The 23,607-nt window shown below is 73.1% G+C and carries 22 protein-coding genes and 1 riboswitch; of the genes, 20 read left to right on the top strand and 2 right to left on the bottom strand.

The genetic code is table 11. The features are described 5' to 3' along the window. Position 1: 1 nt before the first annotated feature. The 8 genes from AB0C21_RS15920 (at position 2) to metK (ending at position 7,254) form a co-directional block, all read left to right on the top strand. Positions 2–889 (top strand): iron-sulfur cluster-binding protein, encoded by an 888-nt coding sequence (locus AB0C21_RS15920; RefSeq protein WP_149257369.1) that lies wholly within the window; start codon positions 2–4, stop codon positions 887–889. Then, positions 886–1,866, top strand: a complete 981-nt coding sequence (locus tag AB0C21_RS15915) for a dihydroorotate dehydrogenase (protein WP_500204877.1) — start codon at positions 886–888, stop codon at positions 1,864–1,866. Before AB0C21_RS15920 ends, AB0C21_RS15915 begins: the two co-directional genes overlap by 4 nt. Continuing rightward, positions 1,863–2,564 carry an orotidine-5'-phosphate decarboxylase gene (gene pyrF, locus AB0C21_RS15910; RefSeq protein ID WP_353822065.1) on the top strand — a complete coding sequence of 234 codons (702 nt, stop codon included), beginning with the start codon at positions 1,863–1,865 and terminating at the stop codon, positions 2,562–2,564. The genes AB0C21_RS15915 and pyrF overlap by 4 nt, the downstream gene beginning before the upstream one ends. Positions 2,565–3,313: 749 nt before the next feature. After that, positions 3,314–3,640 carry an integration host factor, actinobacterial type gene (mihF, locus tag AB0C21_RS15905; RefSeq protein WP_021597647.1) on the top strand — a complete coding sequence of 109 codons (327 nt, stop codon included), beginning with the start codon at positions 3,314–3,316 and terminating at the stop codon, positions 3,638–3,640. Between the two features lie 94 nt (positions 3,641–3,734). Beyond that, positions 3,735–4,322, top strand: coding sequence for a guanylate kinase (gene gmk / locus AB0C21_RS15900; protein WP_149258015.1), 588 nt, complete (start codon positions 3,735–3,737; stop codon positions 4,320–4,322). 27 nt (positions 4,323–4,349) lie between these two features. Then, positions 4,350–4,604, top strand: coding sequence for a DNA-directed RNA polymerase subunit omega (rpoZ, locus tag AB0C21_RS15895; RefSeq protein WP_021597645.1), 255 nt, complete (start codon positions 4,350–4,352; stop codon positions 4,602–4,604). A 73-nt stretch (positions 4,605–4,677) separates the two neighbouring features. Beyond that, the gene (gene coaBC, locus AB0C21_RS15890; RefSeq protein ID WP_500204876.1) at positions 4,678–5,919 is read left to right on the top strand and encodes a bifunctional phosphopantothenoylcysteine decarboxylase/phosphopantothenate--cysteine ligase CoaBC; all 1,242 of its coding nucleotides are present in this window, start codon (positions 4,678–4,680) and stop codon (positions 5,917–5,919) included. Positions 5,920–6,060: 141 nt separating this feature from the next. After that, positions 6,061–7,254, top strand: coding sequence for a methionine adenosyltransferase (gene metK, locus AB0C21_RS15885; protein WP_149257365.1), 1,194 nt, complete (start codon positions 6,061–6,063; stop codon positions 7,252–7,254). A gap of 172 nt (positions 7,255–7,426) precedes the next feature. Here metK and AB0C21_RS15880 read toward each other — a convergent pair whose 3' ends face one another. Beyond that, positions 7,427–8,977, bottom strand: coding sequence for a DUF8823 domain-containing protein (locus AB0C21_RS15880; protein WP_500204875.1), 1,551 nt, complete (start codon positions 8,975–8,977; stop codon positions 7,427–7,429). 262 nt (positions 8,978–9,239) lie between these two features. Between AB0C21_RS15880 and AB0C21_RS15875 the strand changes: the two genes are divergently transcribed. From AB0C21_RS15875 to AB0C21_RS15840, 8 genes are all read left to right on the top strand, one after another. Further along, the gene (locus AB0C21_RS15875; protein WP_500204874.1) at positions 9,240–11,351 is read left to right on the top strand and encodes a primosomal protein N'; all 2,112 of its coding nucleotides are present in this window, start codon (positions 9,240–9,242) and stop codon (positions 11,349–11,351) included. A gap of 68 nt (positions 11,352–11,419) precedes the next feature. Next, positions 11,420–13,228, top strand: coding sequence for a hypothetical protein (locus tag AB0C21_RS15870; RefSeq protein WP_500204873.1), 1,809 nt, complete (start codon positions 11,420–11,422; stop codon positions 13,226–13,228). A gap of 113 nt (positions 13,229–13,341) precedes the next feature. After that, complete coding sequence (gene def, locus AB0C21_RS15865; protein ID WP_149257361.1) at positions 13,342–13,887, top strand: peptide deformylase; 546 nt, start codon at positions 13,342–13,344, stop codon at positions 13,885–13,887. Beyond that, a complete protein-coding gene (gene fmt, locus AB0C21_RS15860) occupies positions 13,888–14,814 on the top strand; it encodes a methionyl-tRNA formyltransferase (protein ID WP_500204872.1) in 927 nt (308 codons plus the stop codon). After that, on the top strand, positions 14,814–16,220 hold the full coding sequence (locus AB0C21_RS15855; protein WP_500204871.1) for an RsmB/NOP family class I SAM-dependent RNA methyltransferase: 1,407 nt from the start codon (positions 14,814–14,816) through the stop codon (positions 16,218–16,220). The genes fmt and AB0C21_RS15855 overlap by 1 nt, the downstream gene beginning before the upstream one ends. 52 nt (positions 16,221–16,272) lie before the next feature. Beyond that, positions 16,273–17,187, top strand: coding sequence for a phosphatase PAP2 family protein (locus AB0C21_RS15850; RefSeq protein WP_500204870.1), 915 nt, complete (start codon positions 16,273–16,275; stop codon positions 17,185–17,187). Between the two features lie 12 nt (positions 17,188–17,199). Beyond that, on the top strand, positions 17,200–17,877 hold the full coding sequence (gene rpe, locus AB0C21_RS15845; protein WP_500204869.1) for a ribulose-phosphate 3-epimerase: 678 nt from the start codon (positions 17,200–17,202) through the stop codon (positions 17,875–17,877). A gap of 26 nt (positions 17,878–17,903) precedes the next feature. Beyond that, the gene (locus tag AB0C21_RS15840; RefSeq protein WP_500204868.1) at positions 17,904–18,563 is read left to right on the top strand and encodes an HAD-IA family hydrolase; all 660 of its coding nucleotides are present in this window, start codon (positions 17,904–17,906) and stop codon (positions 18,561–18,563) included. A 10-nt stretch (positions 18,564–18,573) separates the two neighbouring features. Here the strand turns inward: AB0C21_RS15840 and AB0C21_RS15835 are convergent, their stop codons facing one another. Beyond that, positions 18,574–20,121 carry a P-loop ATPase, Sll1717 family gene (locus tag AB0C21_RS15835; RefSeq protein ID WP_500204867.1) on the bottom strand — a complete coding sequence of 516 codons (1,548 nt, stop codon included), beginning with the start codon at positions 20,119–20,121 and terminating at the stop codon, positions 18,574–18,576. A gap of 215 nt (positions 20,122–20,336) precedes the next feature. After that, a riboswitch (FMN riboswitch) is annotated at positions 20,337–20,467 on the top strand. A gap of 81 nt (positions 20,468–20,548) precedes the next feature. Between AB0C21_RS15835 and AB0C21_RS15830 the strand changes: the two genes are divergently transcribed. Genes AB0C21_RS15830 through ribH form a run of 4 tightly spaced genes read left to right on the top strand, consistent with a single transcriptional unit; the run spans position 20,549 to position 23,575 of the window. Continuing rightward, positions 20,549–21,142 carry a riboflavin synthase gene (locus AB0C21_RS15830; RefSeq protein WP_500204866.1) on the top strand — a complete coding sequence of 198 codons (594 nt, stop codon included), beginning with the start codon at positions 20,549–20,551 and terminating at the stop codon, positions 21,140–21,142. Continuing rightward, positions 21,139–21,780 (top strand): nicotinamide riboside transporter PnuC, encoded by a 642-nt coding sequence (gene pnuC / locus AB0C21_RS15825; protein ID WP_500204865.1) that lies wholly within the window; start codon positions 21,139–21,141, stop codon positions 21,778–21,780. The genes AB0C21_RS15830 and pnuC overlap by 4 nt, the downstream gene beginning before the upstream one ends. Further along, a complete protein-coding gene (locus AB0C21_RS15820) occupies positions 21,777–23,066 on the top strand; it encodes a bifunctional 3,4-dihydroxy-2-butanone-4-phosphate synthase/GTP cyclohydrolase II (protein WP_500204864.1) in 1,290 nt (429 codons plus the stop codon). Before pnuC ends, AB0C21_RS15820 begins: the two co-directional genes overlap by 4 nt. Continuing rightward, on the top strand, positions 23,063–23,575 hold the full coding sequence (gene ribH / locus AB0C21_RS15815; protein ID WP_500204863.1) for a 6,7-dimethyl-8-ribityllumazine synthase: 513 nt from the start codon (positions 23,063–23,065) through the stop codon (positions 23,573–23,575). The genes AB0C21_RS15820 and ribH overlap by 4 nt, the downstream gene beginning before the upstream one ends. Positions 23,576–23,607 lie beyond the last annotated feature (32 nt).

Raw genomic sequence — 23,607 nt, 5'->3', positions numbered from 1 at the left:
GGTGTCCGACACGCCGGTGCAGACCTCGGCGACGGTCCTGACGGTCCGCCAGGTGCAGGACTACCGCGCGATGACGCTGGTGGCCCCGGCCATCGCCGAGCGCTTCAGGCCCGGCCAGTTCGTGGCGCTCGCGGTGGGCGGCGAGCACACCTCCCGCCTGGTCCGCCGGTGCTTCGGGGTCCACGAGGTCAAGTCCGACTACGGCGGCACCGTCGAGCTGGTGTTCGCCGACACCGAGCCCGGCACCGCCTGGCTCGCCGGCCGCCGCTCCCGCGACCAGCTCGACCTCGTCGGCCCGCTCGGCCGCCCGTTCCGGCTGCCCCGCGACCCGGTCACCTGCCTGCTCGTCGCCGGCGGGCCCGGCGGCGCGGCCGTGTTCGCGCTGGCCGACACGCTGCTGCGGCGCGGCTGCCAGGTGCACTTCGTGCTCGCCGGCGCCTCCGCCCGGCAGGTGTTCGGCTCCCGGATGGCGCAGCGCATCGGCGACAGCTCCGCCGTCGTCACCGAGGACGGGTCGATGGGGGAGAAGGGCGCCGTCCGCGACGTCCTGCCCCGCGTCATCGAGGAGACGGGCGCGGACGTCGTCTACGGCTGCGGCCCTACGTCCCTGCTCCGCTCGGTCACCCAGATCGCCGGCGCCTTCGGGCTGCCCTCGCAGGTGTCGGTCGAGGAGTTCCTCCAGCAGACGGGCGCGTGCGGCATCGGCGTGTGCATGACGTGCATGCTCCCCGTCCACGGCGAGGACGGCGTGACCCGCATGATCCGCGCCTGCGCGGACGGGCCCGTCCTGCGCGGCGACCGGGTCCGCTGGGGCGACCTCGGCACCATCCCGTTCGACGCGCTCGGCGCGCCGCGCGTCCTGAGCGTCTCTGAAGGGGGCTCCCAGTGAGCGACCGGGTCACGACCGCACTCGGGCCTCTGGAGCTCCCCAATCCCGTCCTGACGGCCTCCGGGTGCGGCGGGACGGGACGGGAGCTCGCCCAGTTCTTCGACCTCACCCGTCTCGGCGCGTTCGTCACGACGTCGGTCATGGCGCAACCGCGCGCGGGGCGCCCCACGCCCCGCGTGACCGAGACCCCGAGCGGCCTCCTGACCGCGATGGGCCTGCCCGGCCCCGGGCTGGAGACGTTCCTGGAGCGCGACCTGCCCTGGCTCATCGAGCAGGAGGTCCGCACGATCGTGTCCGTCGCGGGCAACAGCGTTGAGGAGTACGGCGACCTCGCGCGCCGCCTCCGCAACGTCCCGGGCGTCGCCGCGATCGAGGTCAACGTCGCCTGCCCCAACGTCGAGGACCGCGGCCGCATGTTCGGCTGGCACCCGGCCGCCGCCGCGTCCGTCGTGCGGGCCGTGCGCGCGCACGCCCGGCCCGGCGTCCCGATCTTCGCCAAGCTCGCCCCCGACGTGACCGACATCGTCACGATCGCGCTCGCCTGCGTCGACGCGGGCGCCGACGGCCTCACCCTGATCAACACCATGGAGGCCATGGCGATCGACCCGCAGACGCTGCGTCCGGCCCTCACGGGCGTGTCCGGCGGCCTGTCCGGGCCCGCCGTGCGGCCCATCGCGGTCCGCTGCGTCTACCAGGTGCACGCCGCGCTGCCCAGCACCCCCATCATCGGGGTCGGCGGCATCTCCACCGGCCTGGACGCGCTGGAGTTCATCCTCGCCGGGGCCTCCGCCGTCGCCGTCGGCACCGCCCTGTTCCACGACCCCACGGCCGGGCCCCGCGTCCTGCGGGAGCTGGAGGAGGCGCTCGCGGCCCGCCGCATCGGCCGCCTCGCCGACGCCGTCGGCCTCGCGCACAAGCCCGCCGGGTACGTCCCGCCCCAGGTGCGCCCGCAAGAGCCCGAGAAGGAGAAGCTGTGACCGCCCCCATCGCCGTCGCGCTGGACGCGCCCGACCTGGAGACGGCCGCGCGCTGGGCCACCCTGGTCACGCCGCACGTCTCCACCGTCAAGGTCGGCCTGGAGCTGTACCTGCGGTACGGGCCGGACGTCGTCGCCAGCGTCCGGGGCGCCAGCCGCGTCCAGGTCTTCCTCGACCTCAAGCTGCACGACATCCCCGCCACCGTCCGGGGCGCCGCCCGCGCCGTGGCGCGCCTCAAGCCGGCCTACCTGACCGTGCACGCCGCCGGAGGGCCCGCGATGATCCGCGAGGCGGTGGAGGCCGTCCCCGCCACCAAGATCGCCGCGGTCACGGTCCTGACGTCGCTCGGGGACGCCGATCTCGCCGCCCTCGGCCTCGCGGGGCCCGCCCCGGACGCCGTCCGCCGGCTCGCCGTCCTCGCCGTCGAGGCGGGCGCCCAGGCGCTCGTGTGCTCCCCGCAGGAGGCCGCCGCCGTCCGCGCCGAGGTCGGGCCGGACATCACGCTCATCACGCCCGGTGTCCGCCCCGCGGGCTCCGGCAACCAGGACCAGGCCCGCGTCGCCACCCCCGAGGACGCCCTCGCCGCCGGCGCCGACCTGCTGGTCATCGGCCGCCCCATCACCGCCGCCCCCGATCCGGGCGCCGCCGCGGCCGGGATCGCCGCCGCGCTGCGCCGCACGTCCGCCGGCACGGCCTGAACGGACACGGCCCGACCCGCCCGCGGACGTCCCCGGCGCCATTGGTGCGCGGGTGCACAGAACGCTTTGCGGGCGAGTTTTGTGGCGTGCGCCATCGCGCTTTGTGGTTTTAGTCGCATGCGAATGCGGGGGCCGAGTCGTCGCTTTGCGATACGTGCCGAACGGTGAACTCGGTCACGCGGAGGCGCGATTCCGGACCGGGGGGAGTCTCCGGAGGGGCGGCCGGCGCTTCCGCGTCCGTGGCGGTGCCCTGGCGGCGGGCTGGGGGAGCTGGTGCGGTGGGGGTGTCCTCCGGGCCGAACGAACGATCTTGGCGGTGTGTTGTCGAGGATGACAGTAACGGTGCCGGGGCGACGTGCGGAACGGCGCGGCGTGACGAGTGTCACTCGGTCGGGATCACTTGTGGGAGCCCCCGCGGGGACGGCCGGGACGGCGTCCCGGGGCGGTGGCGGGACCGTGGCGCAGGGGCCGCCCGGGGCAGCGAAGCGCAGTGGCGAACGGGCACCGAGTGCCACATGTGCGGGCAGAATGGGCGGATTTTCACGATCATGCGAAAGTCCCAGCAAGCCAAGGGGTTGGGGCTCTGAGGGGCCGGAGTTGGGTACACTCTGTATTCAGGACACTCCGAGGAGTGATTTTCGTGAATTTGTGGTGGGCTAAACGGCACTTCACGTTGCCTTATGGGTGGTGAACTCGCTAGTTTCCCAACCCGTCCGACTCCGTCGAGTGGAAACCTGAGGTGACCCGGCGTGGCTCTTCCGCCCCTAACCCCCGAACAGCGCGCCGCAGCCTTGGAGAAGGCTGCCAAGGCTCGCAAGGAGCGGGCCGAGGTTAAGAACAAGCTGAAGCACGGGGGAACCTCGCTCGCCGAGGTTCTCAAAGAGGGTCAGTCCGACGACGTCATCGGAAAGATGAAGGTGTCGGCCCTCCTGGAATCGCTGCCCGGTGTGGGCAAGGTCCGTGCGAAGCAGATCATGGAGCGCCTGGGCATCGCCGAGTCCCGCCGTGTGCGGGGCCTCGGCGCCAACCAGCGCGCTTCCCTGGAGCGTGAGTTCGGCGGAAGTGCGAACCGCTGACGTGCGACTCACGGGCGGGCGCGGCGGCCAGACCGCCGCGGCCGGCTCGGGGCGACCCGGGAACGGCACCATCCCGTCCGGCTCCGGCGCACCCATCGCTGCGCCGGAGGGCTCCAGGCCGAATGGCCCGCTCGCGCGGCGGCTGACGGTCCTGTCCGGGCCGTCGGGCGTCGGCAAGAGCACGGTCGTCGCCGAGATCCGGCGCTCACACCCCCGGGTGTGGCTGTCGGTCTCGGTGACCACCCGGGCCCCCCGCCCGGGTGAGACCGACGGTGTGCAGTACTTCTTCGTCGACGACGCCGGTTTCGACCGGCTCGTCGCCGAAGGGGAGCTCCTCGAATGGGCCGAGTTCGCGGGCAACCGCTACGGCACCCCGCGCCGGCCCGTCGAGGAGCGCCTCGCCCGCGGCGAGCCGGTCCTCCTGGAGATCGACCTCCAGGGCGCCCGGCAGGTCCGCCGGTCCATGCCCGAGGCGCAGCTGGTGTTCCTCGCTCCCCCCAGCTGGGAGGAGCTCGTCCGCCGCCTCACCGGACGCGGCACCGAGCCCCCCGAGGTCATCGAGCGCCGCCTCGACGCGGCCCGCGTCGAACTCGCCGCCGAGAAGGAGTTCGACGTCACGCTCGTCAACACGGCCGTGCAGGACGTGTGCGACGAGCTGCTAGCCTTGATGGCTGACCAGTAGCCGTTCTACCTAGCGGAAGGCCACCGAGTGGCAGCCAGCAACGAGGGCATCACCAACCCTTCGATCGACGAGCTCCTCGAGGTCGTCGACACCAAGTACGGCCTCGTGAGCATCGCGGCCAAGCGCGCCCGGCAGATCAACGCCTACTACGCCCAGCTGGGCGAGGGCCTGCTGGAGTACGTCGGCCCGCTCGTCGAGACGCAGGTCCAGGAGAAGCCGCTGTCGATCGCGCTCCGCGAGACGCGCGAAGGCCTCCTGAACGCCGAGCCCATCGAGGGCTAGTCGAGGTCCAAGGCAAGCCTCCGGCAGGACCCCGGCGCGGGTGCGGGGGGCGTGTGATGGGATCGTGGGCCGTATGACCTCCCCCAAGCCGCGCGTCGTGCTCGGAGTGAGCGCCGGGATCGCCGCGTACAAGGCGTGCGAGCTGCTCCGGCGGCTCACCGAGTCGGGCCACGACGTCACCGTCGTGCCGACCGCCGACGCGCTCCGCTTCGTCGGAGAGCCCACCTGGGCCGCCCTGTCCGGCAAGCCGGTGTCCCCGCGGGTGTGGGACGGCGTCGCCGAGGTCCCGCACGTCCGGCTGGGGCAGCAGGCCGACCTCGTGTTCGTCGCCCCGGCCACCGCCGACCTTCTCGCCAAGGCGGCGCACGGACTCGCCGACGACCTGCTCACCAACACCCTGCTGACCGCCCGCTGCCCCGTCGTGTTCGCGCCCGCGATGCACACCGAGATGTGGCAGCACCCCGCCACGCAGGCCAACGTTGCGACGCTGCGGGCACGCGGCGCCGTCGTGGTGGAGCCCGCCTCCGGGCGCCTGACGGGCAAGGACACCGGGCCCGGGCGGCTGCCCGACCCCGCCGAGCTGTTCGAGGTCGCCCGGCACGTGCTCGCCCGCGGCGCCGGCGGGCGCGACCTCGCCGGACGGCACGTGGTGGTCTCCGCCGGCGGCACCCGCGAGGCCATCGACCCCGTCCGCTTCATCGGCAACCGCTCGTCCGGCCTGCAGGGCTACGCCCTCGCCCGGACCGCGGTGGCACGTGGCGCCAGGGTGACGCTCGTCTCCGCGAACGTCGCCCTGCCCGACCCGGCGGGCGCCGAGACCGTCCCGGTCGGGTCGGCCGAGGAGATGCGCAAGGCGGTCGTGGAGGCGGCCGGGTCGGCCGACGCGGTCGTCATGGCCGCCGCGGTCGCGGACTTCCGCCCCGCCGACTACCGCGGCTCCAAGATCAAGAAGGCCGAGGGGGCGGAGCCGGAGCCGATCCGGCTCGCCAAGAATCCCGACATCCTGGCCGAGCTGGGCGCGAGCCGCCGTCCCGGCCAGGTGGTCGTGGGCTTCGCCGCCGAGACCGACGACGTCCTCGCCAACGGCCGGGCCAAACTCGCCCGCAAGGGCTGCGACCTCCTCGTCGTCAACCAGGTCGGCGAGAACCTCACCTTCGGCCGCCCCGACAACGCCGCGACCGTCCTCGGCGCGGACGGGTCGGCGACCGAGGTGCCGCGGGGCGCCAAGGAGGCGCTCGCCGAGGTCGTCTGGGATCTCGTCTCGGCGCGGCTGGAGGGCCCGCCGTCAGGCGTTCGTCAGGGCGAAGGGCGATGATCCGGCTAGACTTCTGGCCCTAGCGTCCATTGGCCCTAACATCCATGGGGAACCATGGCGGGGGGCGGCCTCCCTCGCCGAAGTCGACAAAGAATCCGTTCTGCGACGTCAGTCAGCAGCCGCTGCAAGGAGTTCACGTACGTGTCTCGCCGCCTGTTCACCTCCGAGTCGGTGACCGAGGGTCACCCGGACAAGATCGCGGACCAGATCAGCGACGCGATCCTCGACTCGATGCTCAAGGACGACCCGAAGAGCCGGGTCGCCGTCGAGACGATGATCACGACCGGTCAGGTCCATGTGGCCGGTGAGGTCACCACCGAGACCTACGTGGACATCCCGGGCGTGATCCGGGAGAAGATCCTGGAGATCGGCTACGACTCGTCCAAGAAGGGCTTCGACGGCCACTCCTGCGGCGTCTCGGTGTCGATCGGCGCGCAGTCGCCCGACATCGCGCAGGGCGTCGACGACGCCTACGAGACCCGCGAGGGCGAGGGCGTCGACGACCTCGACCGGCAGGGCGCGGGCGACCAGGGCCTGATGTTCGGCTACGCCACCAGCGAGACGCCCGAGCTGATGCCGCTGCCGATCACGCTGGCGCACCGGCTCGCCCGGCGGCTGTCGGCGGTCCGCAAGAGCGGCGACGTGCCGTACCTGCGCCCCGACGGCAAGACCCAGGTCACCATCGAGTACGACGGCGACCGCGGCGTCCGCCTCGACACCGTCGTCGTGTCCAGCCAGCACGCTCCCGACATCGACCTGAAGGAGCTGCTCGCCCCGGACGTGAAGGAGCACGTGGTCGACCCGGTGCTCGCCGAGTTCGATCTCGACACCGACAACTACCGGCTGCTGGTGAACCCGACCGGCCGCTTCGAGATCGGCGGCCCGATGGGCGACGCCGGCCTCACCGGCCGCAAGATCATCGTGGACACCTACGGCGGCATGGCCCGGCACGGCGGCGGCGCGTTCTCCGGCAAGGACCCGTCCAAGGTGGACCGCTCCGCCGCGTACGCGATGCGCTGGGTCGCCAAGAACATCGTCGCCGCGCAGCTCGCCGACCGCGCCGAGGTGCAGGTCGCCTACGCGATCGGCAAGGCCCACCCGGTCGGGGTGTTCGTGGAGACGTTCGGCACCGAGAAGGTCGCCCCCGAGAAGATCGAGAAGGCCATCGGGGAGGTCTTCGACCTGCGTCCGGCCGCGATCGTCCGCGACCTCGACCTGCTCCGCCCGATCTACTCGCAGACGGCCGCCTACGGCCACTTCGGCCGCGAGGAGCCCGACTTCTCCTGGGAGTCGACCGACCGCGCCAAGGACCTGGCCTCCGCCGCCGGCCTGTAACCGGTCTCAACGAAGAAGGGCTCCGGGACGCCCCGGGGCCCTTTCTCGTCCCACGCCGCTGTGTCAGCGACGCCGCTGTGTTGGCCCCTGTTACGGTGGCGCCCCCGTGGTTTCGGCCAGAGCGCTCCGTTCGGGGCGGTGCGGCGCTGTGCTCGGGCTGGGCTCGGCCGGGTCAGGGGGCGCAGTGGTTGCCGCGGTGCAGGCCGTAGCGGGCGGCGATGGTGTAGCGGCCCGGGGTGCGCGCCCGCAGGCGGACGAACTCGCCCGCGCGTGCCAGGCAGGCGTCCCCGCCCGTCACGCTCAGCCAGGGGGACCAGGAGACCCGCACCAGGACGGATCCGCTCGACGGCACGTCGACGACGAGCTTTCCGGAGTTGAGCGTGCTGACGAACGCGGGCCGGTCGACCAGCGGCGTGGGGCTCGCCACGCGGTACAGCCGCCAGTGCTCGTCCTGCCAGATCTCCGTCAGGTACGGCTGGCCCTTCTCGACGAGGGCGGCCTCCTCCTGCGCCGACCAGTCGACCTCCTGCTCGGGCAGGACGACGTACTGGACGGCCCACTTGTGCAGCCAGTCGCGGTACGAGGCGGGCGTCAGCGCGCCCTCCTCGTAGAACAGTGCGTGGCGCTCGGCGTCGACCTGGCGGTTCCAGCCGCGGGCGAGCGCGAAGTGGCGGCTGAGGCCGGAGGACTCCCAGTGGGAGCGCAGCGGGACGGCCTCGATGCGCGCGTCGCCCGCGCCGACGGCGTTCAGCTCGCCGATGAGGCCGCGGGCGTGGTCGGCGGCGGCTTCCGCGGGCTCGGTGTGGATGAGGTCGTCGACGGGCTTCACGACCTGCCAGGACGCCGTGACGATGAACGCCAGCGACAGCACGGCGATCCGGAGCCGCCCGTGCGCGCGCGCCACGGCCGACAGCAGGAACATGCCGCCGAACAGCAGCGAGAGGCGTTCGACGTTGCTTCCGACGGGGGAGGGGATCAGCCAGGTCAGGATGATCCCGGCGAGGTAGACGCCGGCCCCGATCCGGACGAACGTCCAGGTCTTCGGCGCGCAGAGCAGGATCGCGGCGACGCTGGTGACGGCGGGCAGCACGATCGCGTCGAGGGAGATCGGCTGGACGCCGCTGAACGGGAAGAGCAGGCTGGTCGTCCCGACCACGACGGGCAGGCCCACGGCGACGCAGACCCCGGCCCGGCGGCGCCCGGTCAGGAACAGCGCGGCGGCCAGCACCAGCAGGAACAGGCCCGCGACGGGGCTCGCGAGGGAGGCCAGCACGCTCAGGACGGCCATCGCCGCCGCGCGCAGGGCGGGCGTGCCGCGCGGGGTGAACGCCACGACGGTCGCCATGAGCGCGAACATCAGCCCCAGGCCGAACGTGACGCGTCCGGAGGCGGCGTTGCAGGCCAGCGCGAAGGCCGCCCAGAGCGACGCGGGCAGCGCGACCGGGGCCCTGAACTGCTTGAGCAGGTACCCGGTGAGCGCGGCGCAGATCGTGCCCGTCACCACCGCGACCGTGCGGATGCCGAACACCGCCATCAGGTACGGCGACATGACGCTGTACGAGGCGGGGTGCATCCCGCCGTACCAGGCGAAGCTGTACGCCGCGCCGGGGTGCTTCCAGACGAAGTCCGTCCACGCGGCCTGCGCCGCCAGGTCGCCGCCCTCGGTCGCGAGGAGCAGCCCCCACACCAGATGCAGGACGGCCGCGGTCAGCGTGGCGGCCACCACGGGGTGGCGCGCCCACTTCTTCCACTTCTTCCGCCTGGAGGCGGCTGAGGGGCTTGGGGAACGGCGTGACGCCCCGCCGCCGGCGGGGGAGTCCGTCCGCTCATGGGTATGAGCTGTGGTCACTTCGCCTGCAGGGGCTCGTCGGACGGCGAGGGTGCGGACGGGCGTCGGGCAATGGGCCGGAGGACGCGCACCCGTTCAAACGGGTCAACCCTAGCGCGCGGGATCGGCTGTCGGATCGATCTGGTAGGACGGGGACGTGACGAAGGACGGCGGGGGAACGGACCTGATCCCGGGGCTGGACGCCCTCCCCGGCGCGGCCGCCGGCAAGCCGGACGACTCAGGAAAGCCCGGCGCGTCCGGCAAGTCGACGGGCAAATCGTCGGGCAAGTCGTCGGGGAAGAAGGGGGCCCGCCGGCCGGCCGCGGAGCTGCCCGTCGCGCGGATCGCGGTCGACATGTCGCTCCCGCACCTGGACCGTCCGTTCGACTACCTGGTGCCCGCGGAGCTGGACGCCAAGGCGGTCCCCGGGTGCCGGGTGCGGGTGCGCTTCGCGGGCCAGCTCGTCGACGGCTTCCTCCTGGAGCGGGTCGCGGAGAGCGCCCACGGCGGCAAGCTGCTGTTCCTGGAGCGGGTGACCTCCCCCGAGCCCGTCCTGGCGCCGGAGATCGCCGCGCTGGCGCGGGAGGTGGCCGACCGGTACGCGGGGACGTTCGCCGACGTCCTGCGCCTTGCCGTTCCGCCCCGGCACGCCCGTGTGGAGGCCGAGCCCGTGGAGGAGGCCGCCCCCGCCTCCCCGGAGGCTCCGGACGCCGGTGTGTGGCGGGAGTACCCGGCAGGGGAGTCGTTCCTGAGCGCACTGGCAGGCGGCAGAGCGCCGCGCGCCGTGTGGACCGCGCTCCCTGGGCCCGACTGGACGGCGGCCATAGCGCGCGCGGTGGCCGCCACGTTGAGCGGTGGGCGGGGAGCCCTCGTCGTCGTCGCCGACGGCCGCGACGTGGCGCGCGTCGACGCCGCCCTTGAGGCGGAGCTGGGGGAGGGGCTGCACGTCGCCCTGACGGCGGAGCTGGGCCCGGCGGAGCGCTACCGGAGATGGCTCGCCGTCCGGCGCGGCAAGGCACGGGCGGTCGTCGGCACCCGCGCGGCCATGTTCGCGCCCGTCTCCGACCTGGGGCTGGTCGTGCTCTGGGACGACGGCGACGACGTCCACGCCGAGCCGCACGCGCCGTATCCGCACCCCCGCGACGTGCTCGCCCTGCGCGCGCACCGGTCGGGGGCCGGGGTGCTGATCGGCGGGTTCACCCGCACCACCGACGCGACGCAGCTCGTGGAGACCGGCTGGGCCCACGCGCTCGCCGCCGACAGGAACCGCGTCCGGGCGAGGATGCCGCGTGTCCGCTACGTGGGGGAGGACGCCCAGCTCGCGCGGGACGCCGCCGCCCGCACCGCGCGCCTGCCGAACATCGCCTTCGAGGCCGCCCGGCAGGCGCTGGAGACCGGGCCCGTCCTCGTCCAGGTGCCGAGGCGGGGTTACGTCCCCGGCATCGCGTGCGGAAGGTGCCGCACACCGGCCCACTGCCGGACCTGCCAGGGGCCGCTGGCGCTGGCCTCGTCGCACGCGGCCCCGTACTGCCGCTGGTGCGGCGCCATCGCCGGCGACTGGCACTGCCCCGAATGCGGCTTCTTCCAGGTCCGCGCCCTCGTGGTGGGCGCGAAACGCACGGCGGAGGAGCTCGGCCGGGCGTTCCCCGGTGTGCCCGTACGCACTTCGGGGCGCGATGCCGTCCTCGACCGGGTGGGCCCGGAACGGGCGCTCGTGGTGTCCACCCCTGGGGCCGAGCCGCCCGCGGAAGGGGGGTATCCGGCCGCTCTGCTGCTGGACGGCTGGGTCCTCCTCGGGCGGCCGGATCTGCGCGCCGGCGAGGAGACGCTGAGGCGCTGGATGAACGCGGCGTCGCTCGTCCGCCCGCAGGGCCCGGTGATCGTGGCCGCCGAAGGGGCCTTGCCGGCGGTCCAGGCCCTCGTGCGCTGGGACCCCGTCACGTACGCGGAGCGGGAGCTGGCCGAACGCAGGGAGGTGGGCTTCCCGCCCGCCGCGCGCATGGCGTCGCTGACCGCGTCCCCGGCCGCCATACGCGAGCTTCTGGCCGACACCCGGTTGCCCGACGGCGCGGAGGTTCTCGGGCCCGTCCCGATCCCCGTCCCCCAGTCGGGCACGGAGGCCCAGGAGAAGGAGCGCGCTCTGATACGCGTTCCGCGCGCGGCGGGGCCTGCACTGGCGCGCGCGCTGAAGGAGGCCCAGGGCGTGCGCAGCGCGCGCAAGGCGACGGAGACCGTACGGGTCCAGATCGACCCCCTTGAGCTGATCTGACGGGGGACGAACCGCCCCCTGGAACCGATCCGGCCCCGTGCGACCGGGCTGACCCATAGGGTTCTGGCGTGGCCGACAACTGGGTGGAGACCACCGTGGGCGACCTGCGGCGGTGGTCGGACGAACGCGGTGAAGCGCTGGACGAGCAGGGCGTCCGCATCCTGCTCGACCTGGCGCGGGAGGAGATGGGCCTCGCGGGCCCAGAGGCGCTGGAGCCGCGGCACGTGCGCGAGCTGCTTCTGGAGGTCTTCCCCGAATCCGTGGTCGCCGGGCGCGACGACGTCCCCACCGTCCTGGACGCCCTCCGCCGGATCGTCGCCTACCTGCGCGACACCGGCGCCGTCGCCGAGGCCGCCGCAGGCGGCCTGGAGGCCGAGATCGACCGGACCGGGCCGGAGTTCGCCGAGGTCGTCGCCGCAGTCGACAGCGAGGAGCGGCAGGCGGCCGCCGAGGTCGTCGCCGGGCTGATGCAGGCCGACGGGGTCGACCTCGACGACCAGGCCGCCGTCGACGCGTGGGTCCGCGACTTCGAGGCGCAGCCGGAGGAGGAGCGCTTCGCCCGCACCGAGGAGTACCTGAGGCAGGCCGGGGAGCTGGTGGTCCCGCCCGTCCGGCTGGCGCCGCAGGCCGAGGTCGCGGACGCGGCGCGGCGCTCCGGCCTCACCTCCGCCGTCCTCGCCCTGGCCCGCTGGACGGGCGAGCGTCCGCTGACCGAGCACGGCATGCTCACCGGCCCCGACGCCGAGGCCGCCCGCCTCGCCCTCGGCCTCGACTCTCCGCGGCGCCACGGGCGGATGGAGGACGACGGCGCGCTGGAGCGGCTGTGGTGGGCCGCCGTCGAGGCGAAGGTGATCAGCGCCGAGAGGGGCGCGGCCGCCCCGGGCCCCGCGCTGCCGGGCCTGGAGTCCGAGGACGACATGGCGCTGCTCACCGCCTGGCTCCCGCTGTTCGACGCCCTGGTCGTGCCAGACCACGACTACGACGACGGCCTGGACGCCGTCGAGCTCGTCCAGAACGAGCTGACCGGCGTGCTCATCCACCTGTACGAGCAGGAGGAGCCGACAGGGCCCGAAGCCCTGGCCGAGGCGCTGCTCGGCCACATCGAGGAGGCGTACGACCTCACCGACGCCGACGCCATGTCCGAGCTGGTGGGGGACGCCCTCGCCCTGGAGCTCGCCACCCTCGAGGACTGGGGCGTCGTCGAGGCGTCCGGTGCGGGGCGGTCGCTGACGCCGCTCGGGGTGTGGGCCGTCCGGGAGCTGCTGCTCGCGGACGGGTTCACCGCCCCCGTCATCGGCGAGCTGGCCGGCGCCCGCGCGTCCGAGCTCATCGCGGGGCTCACCTGGTACCGGCCGGAGGCCGCCGACGAGGAGATCGACCGCTGGCTGGCGTCCCACGACCCCAAGGACGCCGCCGCCGACCTGCTGGACGTCATGCGGACCGGCGGCCCCGGCGCCCGCAACCTCGCCGCCGCCGTCCTGCACCGCGTCGGCCCCGAGGCCGCCGGCGTGGTCCGCGCCGCGCAGGAGCACCCGCTGGTGTCGCCCTATGCCGCGATGTGGCTGAACGCCGCCGGCGACCCGGCGGGGCGGGAACTGGCCCGCGAGGAGTACCTCTGGGTGTTCGTCGACACGGTCGCCGGGATGCTGGAGACCGCCGAGCCGGAGGAGGCCGTCGAGGCGGCGCTCATCGACGCTCCGCCGGGGGCGGAGATGAAGGCCATGGTGGACGAGCTCTGGCGCACCCATCACCCCGGTGCGGCCGACGTCCTGGAGGCTTTGGGCGCGCACCATCCCGACAAGGCGACGGCCAAGGCCGCCCGTACCGCCGCCTACAAGGCGCGCTCGGCTCGCCAAGGGGAGCACCGCGGCGTGTGAACCCCGTGTTCGAACGCCGCGCGTGAACATGGCGTGAATGTCAGGGTGCGCGCCTCCGTAGACTGGAGGCGCGTTCCAGTCCCCAGCGACACTTGCAGGAAACGGAGTCCCCGTTGGCCGTCAAGCCCATCCGCCTCTTCGGCGACCCCGTGCTGCGCACGCCCGCGGAGCCGGTGAAGGACTTCGACAAGGAGCTGCGCCAGCTCGTCAAGGACCTCACCGACACGATGATCGACGCCCCCGGCGCGGGTCTGGCCGCCCCCCAGCTCGGCGTGGGGCTGCGGGTGTTCACCTACTACGTCGACGACCGCCTGGGGCACGTGGTCAACCCCACGCTCGACCTTTCGGACGAGCAGGAGACCGACGACGAGGGCTGCCTGTCCCTGCCCGGCCTTGCGTTCCCCACGCCCCGCTCCGTCGGCGTGGTGGCGAAGGGCTTCAACATGCACGGCGAGCCGATCACGCTGGAGGGCACCCACCTGCTGGCCCGCTGCGTCCAGCACGAGACCGACCACCTCGACGGGATCATCTTCATCGACCGGATGGACGCCGAGCAGCGCAAGGCCGCGATGAAGGCGATCCGCGAGGCCGAGTGGTTCGGCGAGCCGGCCCCCGTCGTGAAGGAGTCGCCGCACCGCACCTTCGGGAAGGCGATCTAGATGCGGCTGGTCTTCGCCGGGACGCCCGAGACCGCGCTCCCGGCCCTGAGGGCGCTTCTGGGGTCCTCGCACGAGGTCGTGGCGGTCGTGACCCGGCCGGACGGCCGTGCGGGGCGTGGGAGGCATCTGAGCCCCAGCCCGGTCGCCTCGCTCGCCGCCGAGGCCGGCGTCGAGGTGCTGAAGCCCGCGAAGGCCCGCGACCCCGAGTTCCTCGACCGGCTCCGGGAGATCGCGCCGGACTGCTGCCCGGTGGTCGCCTACGGCGCGCTGCTGCCCCGCGAGGCCCTGGAGATCCCCCGGCACGGCTGGGTGAACCTGCACTTCTCCCTGCTGCCCGCCTGGCGCGGGGCCGCGCCCGTGCAGCGCGCGATCCTGCACGGCGACGACGTGACCGGCGCGGCGACGTTCCAGATCGAGGAGGGCCTCGACACGGGCCCGGTCTACGGCGTGCTCACCGAGCCGATCCGGCCGACCGACACCAGCGGTGACCTGCTGGGACGGCTTGCCGTCGCCGGCGCCGACCTCCTGCTGGACACCATGAACGGCATCGAGGCGGGCGTCCTGGAGCCCCGGCCGCAGCCGACCGAGGGCGTGTCCCATGCGGCGAAGCTGACGCCCGAGGACGGCCGTGTCGACTGGGGGAGCCCGGCTCTGCACATCGACCGCCTGATCCGCGCCTGCACCCCCGCGCCGGGCGCGTGGACCAACTTCCGCGACACGCGCGTCAAGCTCGGCCCCGTCCGCCCGGCCCCCGACGCCGCGAAGCTGGCCCCCGGCGAGATCGGCGCGGGGAAGAAGGAGGTGCTGGTCGGCACGGCCACGCACCCCGTGGCCCTGGGCGAGGTGCAGCCGCAGGGCAAGCGCCGCATGGCGGCCGCCGACTGGGTCCGCGGCCTCGACCTCTCCGACAAGGACGCGCTGCACTGATGCCGCCCGCACGCAACCGCCGACGCGTCCCGAACCGCCGACCGGGAGGTCCCCGCAAGACGGGCCGCCCGCAGGACCTCGTCCGCCGTACCGCGTTCGACGTGATCCGGGCGGTGGAGACCCGCGACGCCTACGCGAACCTCCTGCTGCCCGCGCGCCTGCGCGACCGCGACCTGTCCGGACGCGACGCCGCCCTCGCCACCGAGCTGACGTACGGGACCCTGCGCGGCAAGGGCACCTACGACGCGGTGCTCGCGCTGTGCAGCGACCGCGAACTGCGCCGTATCGACGCCCCGCTCCTGGACGTCCTGCGCATAGGGGCCCACCAGATCCTCGCTACCCGCATCCCGCCGCATGCCGCCGTGGGGACGACGGTGGAGCTGGCCCGCTCGGTCGCGGGCCCCGGCCAGGCCAAGTTCGCCAACGCCGTGCTCCGCAAGGTCGCCACGCGCGACATGGACGCCTGGCTGGAGATCGTGGCGCCCGCCGACGCCGACGCCACGACGCGCCTGTCGATCGCCCACAGCCATCCGAAGTGGATCGTGTCCGCCATGCGGGACGCCGTCGGGCGGGACGAGATCGAGGACCTCCTCGCGGCCGACAACGCCCGCCCCCGCGTGACACTGGTCGCGCGCCCCGGCCGGGCGACGCTCGAAGAGCTGTACGACGCGGGCGCTGAGCCCGCCCCTTACTCGCCCTACGCCGCCGTCCTGGCCGAGGGCGACCCGGCGGGCATCGCGGCCGTCCGCGACGGGCGCGCCGCCGTCCAGGACGAGGCCAGCCAGATGGTCGCCTTGGCACTGACCGAGGCTCCCCTGGACGGCCGGGACGCGCGCTGGGCCGACCTCTGCGCGGGGCCCGGAGGCAAGGCAGGCCTCCTGTCGGCTCTCGCCGCCCAGCGCGACGCCCGGCTCCTCGCAGCGGACGTCCAGCCGCACCGCGCGGGGCTCGTCCGGAGCGCGGTCGACGACAGGGCGGGAGTCATCGCCGCGGACGGCACCGCCCCCGCCTGGCACCCGGGCTCGTTCGACCGCGTCATGGTGGACGCCCCCTGCACCGGCCTGGGCGCGCTCCGCCGACGTCCAGAGGCACGCTGGCGCCGGGGTCCCGAGTCGGTCGCCGAACTCGGGCCGCTCCAGCGGAAGCTGCTCGCCACGGCGCTGGAGTCCGTGCGGCCCGGTGGTGTGGTCGCCTACGTCACCTGCTCGCCCCACCTGGCGGAGACCCGCGTGGTGGTGGACGACGTCCTGCGCCGCCGCGACGACGTCGAGCGGCTCGACGCGCCCGCGGTCCTGACGGGGATCGCCTCAGGCCTCACCGGTCTGGGGGACGGCCCCTACGCGCAGTTCTGGCCCCACCGCCACGGCACGGACGCGATGTTCCTGGCCCTGCTGCGCCGCACCTGATGCCGTACCCGACCACTGGGGAGGTTCTCTGCTGACCGGCTTCATGGTCTTCATGTCCTACCTGGGCAGCGCGGCCTTCTACGTCCCGCTGCTCCTGGCGCTGTTCTGGTGCGTGGCGCCGCGGCTCGCCGCGCGGGCCGCGGTCGTCCTGCTGTTCGGCGCGGTCGTCAACGCCCTCCTCAAGCTGGTCTTCCACGCTCCCCGCCCGTACTGGACGGACCCGAACATCCAGGGCAGGCAGTCGCTGTCGTCCTTCGGGATGCCCTCCGGCCACGCCCAGAACAGCGTCGCGGGCTGGGGCTTCTTCGCCGCCCAGACCAGGCGGTGGTACCTGTGGGCGGGCGCCGTCGTCGTGATCGTCCTGATCGGAGTGTCCCGCGTCTACCTGGGCGTCCACTCGCTGGGGCAGGTCCTGGCGGGCTGGGGCGTCGGGCTGGCCGTCCTGGTCGCCGCCCTCGGGCTGGAGCCCATCGCCGTCCCGTGGTGGCGCCGGCAGCATCTGGCCGTGCAGATGGCCCTCTCCCTCGCGGTCTCCTTGCTGCTGCTCGCGGCGTCGTGGGGCGCGCTACGGCCGCTGCGCAACTGGCAGTGGCCCCAGGCATGGGCCGAGTCCATCAGGGCGGCCGGAGGCGTCACCGACCCTGTCAGCCTGACCGATTCGGCCCAGGCGTGCGGTGCTCTGTGCGGCCTCCTGATGGGCCTGTCCATAGTCGCCTGGCGCGGCTGGTTCGATCCGAGAGGCAAGGCCTGGCAGCGCCTGGCACGACTTCCGGTGGGCCTCGCCGGGGCCGCGGTCATCGCCCTCTTCGAGGGGACGAACCTGATCCAGGCGTTCGTCGTCCAGGCCGTGCTCGTGCTGTGGGTGATGGCGGGCGCGCCGGAGGTCTTCGTGCGCGCGCGCCTGGCGGCCCGGCCCACCCCCGGTCTCACCCGGGCGGGTGACGATCGGGCAGGCCTGCGGCAATAGACTCTGCGCATCATGGCTCCTCAGATCGCACCCAGCATCCTGTCCGCCGACTTCGCACGCCTGGCCGAGGACGTCGCGCGCATCGCCGACTCCGCCGACTGGGTCCACGTCGACGTGATGGACAACCACTTCGTCCCGAACCTCACCCTGGGACTGCCCGTCGTGGAGTCGCTGCTCCGCAGCAGCACGCTTCCCCTCGACTGCCACCTGATGATCGAGGACCCCGACCGCTGGGCGCCGCAGTACGCCGAGGCGGGAGCCGGGAGCGTCACCATCCACGCCGAGGCGGCGAAGGCGCCCATCCGCACTCTGCGCACCATCCGCGCCGCGGGCGCGCGCGCCGGGCTGGGCGTCAACCCGGCCACCCCGGTGGACGGCTTCGAAGACCTCCTCGGCGAGATCGACATGCTCCTGCTGATGACCGTCGAGCCCGGTTTCGGCGGCCAGAAGTTCCTGGACGTCGTCCTGCCGAAAGTCCGCCGCGCGCGGGAGCTCATCAAGGGGCGCGACCTGCCCGTCTGGCTCCAGGTGGACGGCGGCGTCAGCGCCGAGACGATCGAGCGCTGCGCGGAGGCGGGAGCGGACGTCTTCGTCGCCGGCAGCGCCGTCTACGGGGCCGACGACCCGGCCGAGGCCGTCCGCAGGCTGCGCGGACAGGCCGAGGAGGCGACGGCCAAGGCGGACTGGTGAGCACTCCCACAGCAGGGACGGGGGGTGTGGGGGGTCGTCCCCCCACCGTGGTCCTGCCCTGCGCCGCCGTCCTGTTCGACGTGGACGGCACCCTGGTCGACTCGACGCCTCTCGTCGAGCGCGCGGGGCGCGCATGGGCCGTCGAGTACGGCATCGACCCGGACGAGTTCATGTCGGGCGCCCATGGCCGCCGCACGAGCGACCGTGTCGCCGACTTCCTCTCAGCCGAACTCGTCCGGGAGGCCACCGCGCATCTGGACGCTTTGGAGGCGGCCAGCACAGACGGCATCACCGCCCTGCCCGGCGCCGTCGAGCTGCTGGCGGACATGAGCGGCCTGCTCCACGCCTTCGTCACGTCCATGGACCGGGCGCAGTTCAAGGTCCGCACCGACGTGGCCGGCATCCCCGCTCCGCCGATCGTGGTCACCGCCGAGGACGTGCAGGCCGGCAAGCCCGACCCCTCCGGCTACCTCCAGGCGGCCCGCCGCCTGGGCGTGGACCCGTCCGCCTGCGTGGTCGTCGAGGACGCCCCCGCCGGGATCGCCGCGGGCCGCGCCGCCGGCGCCACCGTGGTGGCGCTGGTCACCAGCCATCCGGAGGAGTCCCTCGCGGAGGCCCACCACGTCGTCCGGGACCTGAGCCGCGTGAGGTCCGCCCCGACCGGCCTGCGCCTCGCCCTCGGCTGAGCTCCCGGGCTCACCGACCCCTGGAGTGCCCGGCCCTGGCGGTGCCGCCGCTCCTGGCGGTGTGCTCGGCCCCCGAGGCCTCGATGCCGAGCGAGGCGTGGAACATCGCGTGGACGCGGAACCGGGGTGCGGCCGCGAGGTTGAGGTGCTGCACCTGGTGGCTGCCGAGGAACCGCCCGTCCCGCGCCGCCCGCGCGGTCAGCAGGCCGGCCCGCCAGAGGATCTCGATCAGGTCGTCGGGGTCGCACGAGGGGAGCCACGACCCGGTCCCGTGGGTGGGGACGTCGCCGCACGCCAGCTCCAGGCACAGCAGTTCGAGCTCCTCGCGGCCGAACTCCGGGGGACGGCTGCGGAACACCTCGAACACGCTCAGCAGGCCCGGGTACTGGGAGCGGTACTCGGCGGCGATGTCCTTCGTCCGCTCGGCGGAGTAGCCGTACTCGGACCGCTCGACCGCCGAGTACGGCACGGGCAGCCGGGAGCCGCGGGCCCTGGCCTGCTCCAGCGCCTCCGAGCAGAACTGGATGAGCTCCCTCGGCCGGTACAGCGTCCGGTCGACCATGTAGCCGAACGAGCCGTCCCGCCCCGTGCCGGGCGGCGGCGGGGCGAAGACCGCCGACCAGCAGGCCCGGTCCCCGGCGCGTTCGAGGGCCTCCACGTCGAAGCCCTTCTCGTGGGCCGAGTGCCGGATCCGCCTGGCGATCAGTTCGAGCAGGGACTCCTCGGACCAGTAGATCTTCTCCAGGAGGTCCCGGTGCTTCTGCGCGTCCTCGTACAGGGCGGGGATGTCGTCGTAAAGCTCCTGCCGCAGCGAGATGTAGACGCGCAGGTTCGGGTGCAGGGCGTTGATGGACACGCAGGCCTGGAACAGCCCCGACACGAACGCCTTGGCGTCCTCGGAGGAGTCCCAGCCGCGGTCCAGCTCGTCCACGAGCACCACCACGCGCTGGTTGCCCAGCACGTTCCGCAGCGCCGGCAGCAGGTTCTGGATCTCCTCCAGCTTGTAGAGGCGGTCCAGCTCGCGGGTCCGCAGGCCGGCCTCGATCGGCCCGAGCTTCACGGCCTCCAGCCGCTTGAGGTAGGAGACCAGCATCGACAGGGGGCCGAGCTGCTGGGCGCCGTGGTTGTCCCTGACGTAGTTGTGGATCTCCCGGCCGCCGCCCTTGGTCAGCCGCATCCCCTTGCGCGCCAGGGCCTTCATGACCAGCACGTAGATCAGGTACTTCCACGCGGCGGCGTAGGCGCCCTGCTTGGCCCACGAGCCCGCGCACTCCGCCGCCATGGTGGAGCTGAGCAGCTCGTAGGAGTAGTCCTCGGGCGACAGCTCGATGACGTGGCTGCCGGCGGCGCGCTCCCGCTTGGCCAGCACCTTGAAGATCGCGCTCTTCCCGGCCCCGCGGTTGCCCATCAGGATCGTCTTCGCCCCGGACCGGACGCGGTGGTAGGCGGCGGACTCCACGAAGTACTTCTCCAGGCCCCGGGAGATGTCGCGCTCCGCGGACGGCGTACCGAAGTCGAGAACGTCAAGGATCTTGGGCGACAGGTTCAGCTTCGCCATGAGGCTTCCCAAATGAACGGCAGGGGGTCTGGTAACAACGTGCATCGAGCCCCCCGCTCCCGGCAAGACCCGCCGTCAAGCACTGTCTCCGCCGTCCGGCACGGCGCGCCGGCCCGTTCGGCCGCCTCCTGGCGGTGTCCGACTCGGTGGTGTTTGTGGCGATGGCCACACGGGCGCGGAAGGGAATGCGTGGCACACTGGTTGGCAAAGCATGAACGCGTGCTCCGGGGTCGGTGAAATTCCGAACCGGCGGTGACAGTCCGCGACCCGGCCGAAGCCATCGGCCGGTTGACCCGGTGGAATTCCGGGACCGACGGTGAAAGTCCGGATGGGAGGCAGCGCGCGGTACACCCCTGGCCAGGGGTGTATTCGGACGCACGTACGTCCACCAGCGTCCCCCGGAGCCCTGATCTAGGAGGCCCGGGAGATGTTCACCGGCATCGTCGAGGAGCTCGGCGAGATCGTGGCGGTCGACCCCCAGGGGGACTCGGTCGCGCTCGCGGTCCGCGGGCCGCTGGTCACCCAGGACGCCGTCCACGGCGCGTCGATCGCGGTCAACGGCGTATGCCTCACCGTGGTGGCCGTCAAGGACGGGGTCTTCACCGCCGACGTCATCAAGGAGACGCTCGACAAGTCCAGCCTGGGCGTGCTCGAACCCGGCTCCAAGGTCAACCTCGAACGCCCCGTGCGGTTGTCCGACCGGCTCGGCGGCCATCTCGTCCAAGGCCACGTCGACGGCGTCGGTGCGATCATCTCCCGCGAGCCGGGGGAGCGGTGGGACGTGGTGACGGTGTCCCTCCCCGCCGAGCTGAGCCGCTACCTGGTCGACAAGGGCTCCATCACCGTCGACGGGATCAGCCTCACGGTCGTCGAGGCCGGCGCCGACCGGTTCAGCGTCGCCCTCATCCCGACGACGCTCGCGCTGACCACCCTGGGCCACAAGCAGCCCGGCGACCCGGTGAACCTCGAAGTGGACGTCGTGGCCAAGTACGTCGAGCGCATGCTGGGAGACCGGTCATGAGCTGGCTCGGCGCCGGTTTCGAGGTCTTCGGCGAGCACATCCTCTGGACCGACCTCGTCGGCAACGTCCTGTCGCTCGCCGTCGTCTGGCTCGCGATGCGCAAGACCCTTTGGACATGGCCGGTGCAGCTGGTGGGCGCCCTCCTGCTGCTCGCGGCCTCGCTGCACGCGCACGTCCCAGGCAACGCGCTCAAGCAGGTCCTCTTCTGCGGTCTCGCCCTGTACGGGTGGTTCATGTGGACCCGCGGGCGGCGCGAGGCCGACGGACTGGTCGTCCGGCAGGCGACGCTCAAGGAACGCGTCGTGCTGGTCGCCGCGCTCCTGGTCGGCACGGCCGTGGTGGCCGAGCTGTTCGTCCACCTCGACTGGCTGAAGGTCGCCTGGTCGCCGTGGGCGAACGCCTACATCTTCGTCGGCAGCGCGGTCGCGACGTTCGCGCAGAGCCGCGCGCTCGTCGACTTCTGGATCGTCTGGGTGCTGGTCGACCTGGTCGGGGTGCCGCTGGCGCTCAAGTCCGGGCTGTACGTCTCCGGCGCGGTCTACGGGATCTTCTTCGTGATGGTGATGGTCGGGTTCAGGAACTGGCTCCGGGAGTCCCGGGGCACGCGCAACCCCAGGCAGAAGGCGGTGACCGCATGAGCGGCAACGACACAGTGCTCGAAGACACGGCGTTCGACCACGCGGGGCCCGAGGACACGGGGATCTTCGACTCCGTCGAGTCGGCGGTGGCCGACATCGCGGCGGGGCGCCCCGTCGTGGTCGTCGACGACGAGGACCGCGAGAACGAGGGCGACATCATCTTCGCGGCGTCGAAGGCGACGCCCGAGCTGCTGACGTTCACGATCCGCTACACCAGCGGCGTCATCTGCGTCCCGATGGAGGGCGCCGACCTCGACCGGCTGCAGATCCCGCTGATGACCGCGCAGAACACCGAGCGCATGCGCACCGCGTACACGATCAGCGTGGACGCCCGGCTCGGCGTCTCCACCGGCATCTCCGCCGCCGACCGGGCGCACACGATCCGCACCCTGTGCGACTCGGCGTCGGAACCGAGCGACTTCGTCCGTCCCGGCCACATCTTCCCTCTCCGCTACCGCGAGGGCGGCGTCCTGCGCCGGCGCGGCCACACCGAGGCCGCCGTCGACCTCGCCCGGCTCGCCGGGCTGCCCCCCGCCGGCGTCCTCGCCGAGGTGGTGAACGAGGACGGCACCATGGCGCGCCTGCCCGAACTCCAGGTCTTCGCCAAGGAGCACGGGCTCAAGCTCGTCTCCATCGAACAACTCGCCGAGTACCGCAGGCGCACCGAATCGATGGTCACCCGCGTCGTCGAGACCCGCCTGCCCAACCGGTACGGGATGTGGCGCGCGGTCGGGTTCTCCAGCGCCATCGACGGCGGCGAGCACATCGCCCTCGTGCTCGGCGACCTCGGCGACGGCGAGAACGTCCTGGTCAGGGCCCATTCCGAGTGCCTCACCGGCGACGTCCTGCACTCCGAGCGCTGCGACTGCGGCACCCAGCTGGACGCGGCAATGGAGCGGATCGCCGAGGAGGGCCGCGGCGTCGTGCTGTACCTGCGCGGGCATGAGGGGCGCGGGATCGGCCTGCTCGCCAAGCTCCAGGCGTACGCGCTCCAGGACAACGGCTCCGACACCGTCGACGCCAACCTGGAGCTGGGGCTGCCCGCCGACGCGCGCGAGTACTCCAACGCCGGCCACATGCTGCGCGAGCTGGGCGTACGCTCGGTCCGGGTGCTCACCAACAACCCCGACAAGCTCAAGGGCCTGGGCGGCTTCGGGGTGGACGTGCGGGGGCGGGAGGCCATGCCCGTCGTCGTCACCGAGCACAACCGGCGCTACCTGACGGTCAAGCGCGACCGCCTGGGCCACCAGATCGAACTGGGACACGAGAACGAGGGACTCTCATGAGCGGCGCGGGACGCCCCGAGGACATCACGGTCGACGCGGCCGGGCTCACGCTCGGCATCGTCTGCACCCGCTGGCACGGGCAGATCACCGACCGGCTGCTGGAGCGGGCGCTCGCGGCGGCGAAGGCGTGCGGCGTGGACCAGCCGGTCGTGGCCCGCGTGGCCGGCGCGCTCGAACTGCCCGTGGTCGCCCAGCAGATGGCCCGCGAGTTCGACGCCGTCGTGTGCCTGGGCGCGGTCATCCGGGGCGCCACCGCCCATTTCGACTACGTGTGCGACTCGGTGACCGCCGGTGTGACCCGCGTCGCGCTGGACGAGTCGACTCCGGTGGGCAACGGGGTCCTCACATGTGACACCATTGAGCAGGCACTGGAACGCAGCGGGCTGCCGGGCAGCTCCGAGGACAAGGGATGGGAGGCGACTGTGGCCGCACTCGACACGGCACTGACCCTGCGAGGTCTGCGGCATCACGGTCACGCCGGGCACGGCCTGGAGCATCTGGGCTCCTAGCCATGGGGCGGCTCCCGAGCGGGGAGCGCTCC

The sequence above is a fragment of the Spirillospora sp. NPDC049024 genome (genome assembly GCF_040649235.1).
Taxonomy (GTDB): domain Bacteria; phylum Actinomycetota; class Actinomycetes; order Streptosporangiales; family Streptosporangiaceae; genus Spirillospora.
Note: the sequence above shows the minus strand (reverse complement) of the source record. Positions and strands in the feature narration are given on the sequence as shown.

Excerpts from the sequence above, each read along its gene's own strand:
- pnuC (WP_500204865.1), top strand. The coding sequence starts at position 21,139 with ATGAGCTGGCTCGGCGCCGGTTTCGAGGTCTTCGGCGAGCACATCCTC.
- ribH (WP_500204863.1), top strand. The coding sequence starts at position 23,063 with ATGAGCGGCGCGGGACGCCCCGAGGACATCACGGTCGACGCGGCCGGG.
- AB0C21_RS15820 (WP_500204864.1), top strand. The coding sequence starts at position 21,777 with ATGAGCGGCAACGACACAGTGCTCGAAGACACGGCGTTCGACCACGCG.
- AB0C21_RS15835 (WP_500204867.1), bottom strand. The coding sequence starts at position 20,121 with ATGGCGAAGCTGAACCTGTCGCCCAAGATCCTTGACGTTCTCGACTTC.
- coaBC (WP_500204876.1), top strand. The coding sequence starts at position 4,678 with ATGACCTCCCCCAAGCCGCGCGTCGTGCTCGGAGTGAGCGCCGGGATC.
- AB0C21_RS15850 (WP_500204870.1), top strand. The coding sequence starts at position 16,273 with ATGTCCTACCTGGGCAGCGCGGCCTTCTACGTCCCGCTGCTCCTGGCG.
- AB0C21_RS15855 (WP_500204871.1), top strand. The coding sequence starts at position 14,814 with ATGCCGCCCGCACGCAACCGCCGACGCGTCCCGAACCGCCGACCGGGA.
- rpe (WP_500204869.1), top strand. The coding sequence starts at position 17,200 with ATGGCTCCTCAGATCGCACCCAGCATCCTGTCCGCCGACTTCGCACGC.
- AB0C21_RS15830 (WP_500204866.1), top strand. The coding sequence starts at position 20,549 with ATGTTCACCGGCATCGTCGAGGAGCTCGGCGAGATCGTGGCGGTCGAC.
- fmt (WP_500204872.1), top strand. The coding sequence starts at position 13,888 with ATGCGGCTGGTCTTCGCCGGGACGCCCGAGACCGCGCTCCCGGCCCTG.